General features: G+C 68.2%; 8 protein-coding genes. 4 read left to right on the top strand and 4 right to left on the bottom strand.

All coding sequences use genetic code 11. The features are described from left to right. Positions 1 to 21 precede the first annotated feature (21 nt). The 4 genes from A4X17_RS14475 to A4X17_RS14460 all read left to right on the top strand — a co-directional run bounded on the left by A4X17_RS14475 (position 22) and on the right by A4X17_RS14460 (position 3,336). Positions 22 to 1,254: a sorbosone dehydrogenase family protein gene (locus A4X17_RS14475; RefSeq protein ID WP_064296386.1), complete on the top strand. Its 1,233-nt coding sequence runs from the start codon at positions 22 to 24 to the stop codon at positions 1,252 to 1,254. Between the two features lie 72 nt (positions 1,255 to 1,326). Beyond that, the gene (locus tag A4X17_RS14470; protein WP_064296385.1) at positions 1,327 to 1,851 is read left to right on the top strand and encodes a SprT-like domain-containing protein; all 525 of its coding nucleotides are present in this window, start codon (positions 1,327 to 1,329) and stop codon (positions 1,849 to 1,851) included. After that, a complete protein-coding gene (locus A4X17_RS14465; RefSeq protein ID WP_197479094.1) occupies positions 1,848 to 2,414 on the top strand; it encodes a DUF1697 domain-containing protein in 567 nt (188 codons plus the stop codon). The genes A4X17_RS14470 and A4X17_RS14465 overlap by 4 nt, the downstream gene beginning before the upstream one ends. Before the next feature lie 100 nt (positions 2,415 to 2,514). Next, positions 2,515 to 3,336: a TspO/MBR family protein gene (locus A4X17_RS14460; RefSeq protein ID WP_064296384.1), complete on the top strand. Its 822-nt coding sequence runs from the start codon at positions 2,515 to 2,517 to the stop codon at positions 3,334 to 3,336. Positions 3,337 to 3,627: 291 nt separating this feature from the next. Here A4X17_RS14460 and A4X17_RS19330 read toward each other — a convergent pair whose 3' ends face one another. From A4X17_RS19330 to A4X17_RS14440, 4 genes are all read right to left on the bottom strand, one after another. Next, a complete protein-coding gene (locus A4X17_RS19330) occupies positions 3,628 to 4,245 on the bottom strand; it encodes a hypothetical protein (protein WP_157583546.1) in 618 nt (205 codons plus the stop codon). Between the two features lie 279 nt (positions 4,246 to 4,524). After that, positions 4,525 to 5,028 (bottom strand): DinB family protein, encoded by a 504-nt coding sequence (locus A4X17_RS14450; RefSeq protein ID WP_064296382.1) that lies wholly within the window; start codon positions 5,026 to 5,028, stop codon positions 4,525 to 4,527. Continuing rightward, positions 5,028 to 5,330, bottom strand: a complete 303-nt coding sequence (locus A4X17_RS14445) for a DUF427 domain-containing protein (protein ID WP_064296381.1) — start codon at positions 5,328 to 5,330, stop codon at positions 5,028 to 5,030. Before A4X17_RS14445 ends, A4X17_RS14450 begins: the two co-directional genes overlap by 1 nt. Before the next feature lie 9 nt (positions 5,331 to 5,339). After that, positions 5,340 to 5,990: a 2-phosphosulfolactate phosphatase gene (locus A4X17_RS14440; protein WP_064296380.1), complete on the bottom strand. Its 651-nt coding sequence runs from the start codon at positions 5,988 to 5,990 to the stop codon at positions 5,340 to 5,342. Between the last annotated feature and the right edge of the window lie 193 nt (positions 5,991 to 6,183).

Raw genomic sequence — 6,183 nt, 5'->3', positions numbered from 1 at the left:
CTTCCAGACGAAGGGCTGACCATGGCCACCACGCAGACGCCGCGACGACGGGGCCTGCGTGCGCCCGCCTCGCTCACCACCCTGCTCGCCGCCACCGCCCTGGCGCTCGTGGCCTGCACCGACGGGGAGCCACGATCACCGGGTACGGCCTCCCTTTCCCCCTCCCCCGCGCCGAGTGCGTCCGCATCGACGCCCACATCCGCGGTTCCCACCGGGCCGGTCGCCCCGACCGGTGAGGCCACCACGGTCGTCGGCGGCCTGGACGCGCCCTGGTCGATGGTCCGACTCGTCTCGGGCAGCACGCTGGTGAGCCAGCGCGACGCGGGCGATATCCTCGAGGTCGTCAGCGGCGGCGCGGTGCGGCAGGTCGGCGTGGTCCCCGGGGTGGCCGCGGGAGGCGAGGGCGGGCTGCTCGGGCTCGCCGCCCTCACGCCGGCGGGAGAGGAGACCGCGGGAACCTGGCTCTACGCCTACCTGACGACGTCGTCCGACAACCGGATCGTGCGGTTCCCGCTCACGGGAGCGGCAGGGTCGTACGCGCTCGGCGGCGTCGAGGAGGTCCTCGTCGGCATCCCCCGGGCCGGGAACCACAACGGCGGACGCATCGCGTTCGGACCGGACGGCATGCTCTACGCCACCACGGGCGACGCCGGTGACCGCAGCCTGGCCCAGGATGTGAGCAGCCTCGGCGGGAAGATCCTGCGGCTCACTCCCGACGGCGCGGTACCGGGCGACAACCCGTTCCCGGGGTCGCCCGTCTACTCCCTCGGCCATCGCAACCCGCAGGGCATCGCGTGGGATCGCGACGGTGGCCTGTGGGCGAGCGAGTTCGGCCAGAACACCTGGGACGAGCTCAACCGGATCACCCCCGGTGGGAACTACGGCTGGCCGGTCGCCGAGGGCATCGCCGGAGCCCAGGGCATGATCGACCCGGTCGCGCAGTGGGCCACGGAGGACGCGAGCCCGAGCGGTCTCGCGATCATCGACGACACGATCTTCATGGCCTCGCTCCGCGGCGAGCGCCTGTACGGCATCACCGACGGCGTGCACGTCCCGGCGGGGAGCAGCGCGCTCGTGGGCGTGATCGACGCGGTGCCCTACCTCGTCGGCGAGTTCGGACGGATCCGCGACGTCGTGGCCGGCCCGCCGGGGACCGCCTGGATCCTCACGAACAACACCGACGGCCGCGGTTCGCCCGGGTCCCAGGACGACCGGATCGTCGAACTCCCCCTCGCCCCGCTCGCGGCCCGCTGAGGGCGACCGCCACACCGGTGGGTCATCCCGCTCCTGCGGTCCGGTGTCGGTCGCCGGGAGTACCATCCAGGCATGGCAGAACTCAGTCGGGTCACGGCGTGGGCACAGGCGCTCATCGTGCTGCACCTCGACCCGACGGTCTGGACCTTCGGCTTCGACAACGCCAAGCGACGCGCCGGCCTGTGCAACTTCACGACGAAGCGCATCACCGTCTCGCGCTATCTCGCTGCACGCTACGACGACGACGAGATCCACCAGATCCTCCTCCACGAGGTCGCGCACGCCCTCGCCGGGGCGCGCGCCGGGCACGGACCCAAGTGGCGCAAGGTCGCCGAGGAGATCGGCTACGAGGGCTCGCGTCTCCACGAGGGCCAGACGGCCGACGAACTCGCCCCGTGGGTCGGCACCTGCCCCTCGGGCCATGTCCTCTACCGGCATCGGCGCCCGAGCCGGGCCACCTCGTGTGGCAAGTGCTCGCGTTCCTGGGACGAACGTTTCCTCCTCAGCTGGGTGCACCGGGAGGTCACGCCGGCCATGCGGCGTCGGGCGGCCGCGTTCGACGGCTCCACCCCGCCCGAGCCGGGCATCGGGTCATGACCGGCGGCGCGGTTCCCGCCGACAGCTGGATCGCACTCCTGCGCGGGGTCAACGTCGGCGGCGTCACGATCCGCTCCGCGGACCTCGCCGAGGTGTTCCGATCGGCCGGGTTCACGGGAGTCCGCACCGTGCTGGCGAGCGGCAACGTCGTCTTCGACGACCCGGAGCACGAGCCCGGCGAGACGGCGGACGATGCACGCGGCGTGCTGAAACGGCGAATCGAGCGGGCGCTCGCGGAGGCCTTCGGCTACGAGGCGTGGATCGTGCTCACACATCAGCACGCACTCGCCGACGTCGTCGACGCCTACCCCTGGACGGAGGCCGACGAGGTCCAGCCGTACGTCATGTTCTCCTCCGAACAGAGCTCGCTCGACGCACTGCTCGCGTTCTCGGCGGCAGCCGGGGAGCAGCCCGACCGCGTCGCACCCGGCGACGGCGTCCTCTACTGGGAGGTCCCGAAGGGGTCGAGCACCGACACCGCCTTCGCAAAGGAGTCCTCGAAGGCCCGGTTCAAACCGCACGTCACCACGCGCAACCTGCGGACGCTGCGGAAGCTCCTCTGAACAGGCGGATCCGCGGCGTCGGCGCAAGCCCCCGCGAGGTGCCCGACGGTGGCGTACGCTGAATTGATCAGCTAGCTGCACAATTCTGGAGGCACGCGTCATGACCGGCATCGATTCACCCACCACCGCGGACCGCGTCCGGCAGATCGCCGTCGCCGTCAGCGCGGTCCTCGCGATCATCGGCTCCTACATCGGGTCGGGAGCCGCCGGGGGCACGCAGGTCCAGAACGCGGCGAACGGAGCGTTGAGCGCCTCGTCGACGCCGATCGCACCGGACGGGCCCGCGTTCTCCATCTGGAGCATCATCTACCTCGGGCTCGTCGCCTATGCGGTCTGGCAGTTCCTGCCCTCGCAGACGACCCGTGAGCGCCACCGTCGTCTCGGTTACTGGGTCGTGGCGAGCCTGCTGCTGAACGCGGCGTGGATCCTCGTGGTGCAGGCGGGCTTCCTGATTCTCAGCGTGTTCGTGATCATCGCCCTCCTGGGTGTCCTGGCCCGCATCTTCGTGCTCGTGCTCCGGACCAGGCCGTCCGGCGTGGTCGACACGATCATCACGGACGGCACCTTGGGGCTCTACCTCGGGTGGGTGTGCGTCGCGACGGCGGCGAACATCACCGCGGCATTCGTCGGATCCGGGATCGGGAGCGCGGACGGCCCGGCCGCCGGTGTCTGGGCGATCATCGTCCTCGCGGTCGCCGGCGCGGTCGGGATCCTGCTCGCGGTCGTCGGCCGTGGACGGATCGCCCCCATGCTGTCGCTCTGCTGGGGACTCGCGTGGGTGGCCGTGGGTCGATTCACCGGCGAACTGCTGTCGACCGAAGCGGGGGTCACGGCGCTGATCGTCGCGGTCGTGGTGGCCGTCGTCACCGTGGTCGTCCGCGTCTCACGGGGACGCGACCGCGCAGCACTCGTGGGCGCCTGACGCGCCACTGAGAGCGCATGTCGCAAAGCCCTCGGCCCGCGTTTATACATTCAGTTGCAACGGATGGCCACGACAGTCAATGACCCGAAGGTGAGCGACCGCGGCGCACAGGCCCAAATATGGAGACCAGGAGAGGTCGCAATATTCTCCCATGCGGGCCTACCTGTGCTCGTTAATGAGTCTCAATGCGTCCGCTAGCCCCTAAGGGCGGTTCAGACAATCAAACGCGGCGTCGATCTGACCGTTTGAGCACCTGGCGCCTTGGCCATGCCAAGGTGCATCTCACCATCTTCACTCGTCTTCGTCAAGCGGGAATAGTGCTTCAAGCTTGCCAGCGAGATCTTCAGTTTGTGTAGCGAGCGAGCCTGTGGTGATGAACCAACCACTGCCGTACTTGCGCACTTCATCCGGAATATTCAGAGGGTCCAGCGGACTCCTGCCCTCCATCCACACATTCCACATCCCAATGATGGTGACGAGGAGCGCATCCTGCGTCAACTCACAACCTCTCAGCTCCTCGAAATCGATCGGGATTTGTGCCTCGCGCTCAGCACGCTCTTTAGCAAGCATTCTGGGTATGACAAAGGCATCGGGGCCCACCTGCAAGGGATTCTCAATATCCAGTTCAATTGTCGAATGAGCAAGTTGATTGCGGTAGCGATTCGCTTCAATGAGATGTCGCACCAGAGTCCGACCACCCTTCCAATTCTCGGGAATAAGTCCGTCCAACAATTTGAGTTTTTGACCGGCGCGACTTCCTTTCACCGACTTCACTTCCGGCCCCGCCCCCTGAAGCCGAGAAATAAGAGTAGAGATGTATTGATCCAGCTCAGAGCCGCGGAGGATGTATCGCCCTATGTGCAGTGCGACAAGGTCTTCGAACGACAGTTCTGAATCTGAGGTTGACATGGTCCGATGGTAATCGGTTTACGGGAAGCCAATAACAAACTGCTCTTTCCTTCCCTAGAAGACCTATCCAATCTCAGCTGACGACCGGTGAGTGTGACAGCTACTCCCGGAGCAACTCAATTTTGCGAGACCTACGGGGCGCTGTCAGAGCTCACTTTCATCCCGGTTCGCAAGCGCGAACGCATCTTCAGCAGCCGAGATCCATTGAAGTGACAATGGGGGCCAGGCAGCTCTTGCCATCTCCCACTCGTCGCTCGAGATGCTCGAAGGGCAGCCGTTCTATTCGCCCGTGCGACCGTCGAGCTGTTCGCGGAGGACGTCGACGTGCCCGAGATGTCGGGCCGTCTCCTCGATCATGTGGAGCTCGATCCACCGCAGCGTGAACCGCTGGTCGTTGCCGCGGCAGACATCGTCGAGCTGATACCGCGACGCCACCTCACGGGATTCCGCACAGGCCGCCTCGTAGTCGGCGATGATCTCGGCCAGGCTGTCCTCGGCCGTGACGCGCCATTCGCCGTCGGGATCGTCGTCGGTCCACCGCGCTGGGACGTCGGACTGCCCGTCCATGTCCTCGCGGAACCAGCTGCGCTCGACATCGGCGAGGTGTCTGATGACGCCCGAGACCGTCGTGATGCTCGGCAGCAGTCGCTTGGCCGCGAGCTCGTCGGTGAGGCCGCGTGCCTTCCAGACGACGCTGGCGCGCTGCAGATCGAGGAAACCCTCGATCGTCTCGCGCTCGCCACCGCGCTCAGGCGGCTGCGGGCGGTCGCCCCAGTCGGCCATCAGTCGACGACCTGGACCTCGTTCCCGAAGGCGACGTAGCCGGAGAAGTCCTTGCCGACGCGGTCGAACGCGGTCGGATACGGGGTCGGGTACGACCAGGCCACATCGGGCTTGACCTCGCCGCCGTCGGTGACGCCCCAGTACTGGGCGTCGCCCTTCCACGGGCAGTGGTACTGGGTGTCGGTCTCGACGAAGCGCTCGCGATTGAGGCTCGACGGCGGGAAGTACCAGTTGCCCTCGATCTTGATGAGCTCCGACTCGGGGGCTTCGGCGAGGACGGTGGTTCCGAGGAGTGCGCGCATGCGCCGAGACTACGCCCGGAACAGGGCTCCGTCCAGGACCGGGACGACGCTTGACACGTCGACCTCGCGTGCCGCCTGGACGTGCTGCGTGGCACCCGCCTGCGCGAGCTGCTGGGCGGTGGCGGACGCGGACAGCAGGTGCCCGACGCCGTTGCGCAGGCCCTCGTACGCGGCGGCGGCGGCAGCGGCCTCCGGTGAGGTGAAGTCGATGCCGCGGAGCCCCAGCGCCTCGATCACGGCGCCCGCCCCGAAGAGGTCCTCGACGGCGAACCGGGTCTCGGCCGTGTCGTCGAGTTCGCCGACCGCGATGACGACGATGCTCGTGCGCCGACCGAGCTCGGCCTGCTTCGCGATGATCCAGTCCGCTACCGCCGACCGGTTGCGCAGGCACCCGGCGACGACCGTCGCACCCGCGTCGGCGAGCAGGGTCGCGATCTGAGCCGTCTCCCCGCGGTCGTCCAGTTCGGCGACGGCTACGGTCTCCCCACCGCTCACGCGTCGCTCGACGGAGGTCGTCGCGTGGAGCACGTCCACGACGACCGCGACGTCCGCCGCCTCGACCCGGCCGGCTCCTGCCACGCCCCAGTCGAACCTGACCTGGTACTTGGTCTGGGCGAGCGGCGGGTGGACGGGCGGCGGGGTGGCGGCTGCGGTACTCACCCGTTCATCGTATCCAGGCGCACCCACCCGCCCCACGACTGTTGCGTCCGAAGACCTCGGTGGGGGTGGTGGCCAGCGCGGTGCGCTGACGCGAGCGCGGGCCATCGGACGTGAGCGCGGGCCTCCGGAGGGGCGCGCTCACGCGCCAGACCCGCGGTGACGTCAGCGCACCGCGCTGGCGCAACCGACGAAC

Source organism: Plantibacter sp. H53 (assembly GCF_001650455.1).
Classification (GTDB): Bacteria; Actinomycetota; Actinomycetes; order Actinomycetales; family Microbacteriaceae; genus Plantibacter; species Plantibacter flavus_A.
This window is presented reverse-complemented; position numbering and strand designations above follow the sequence as displayed.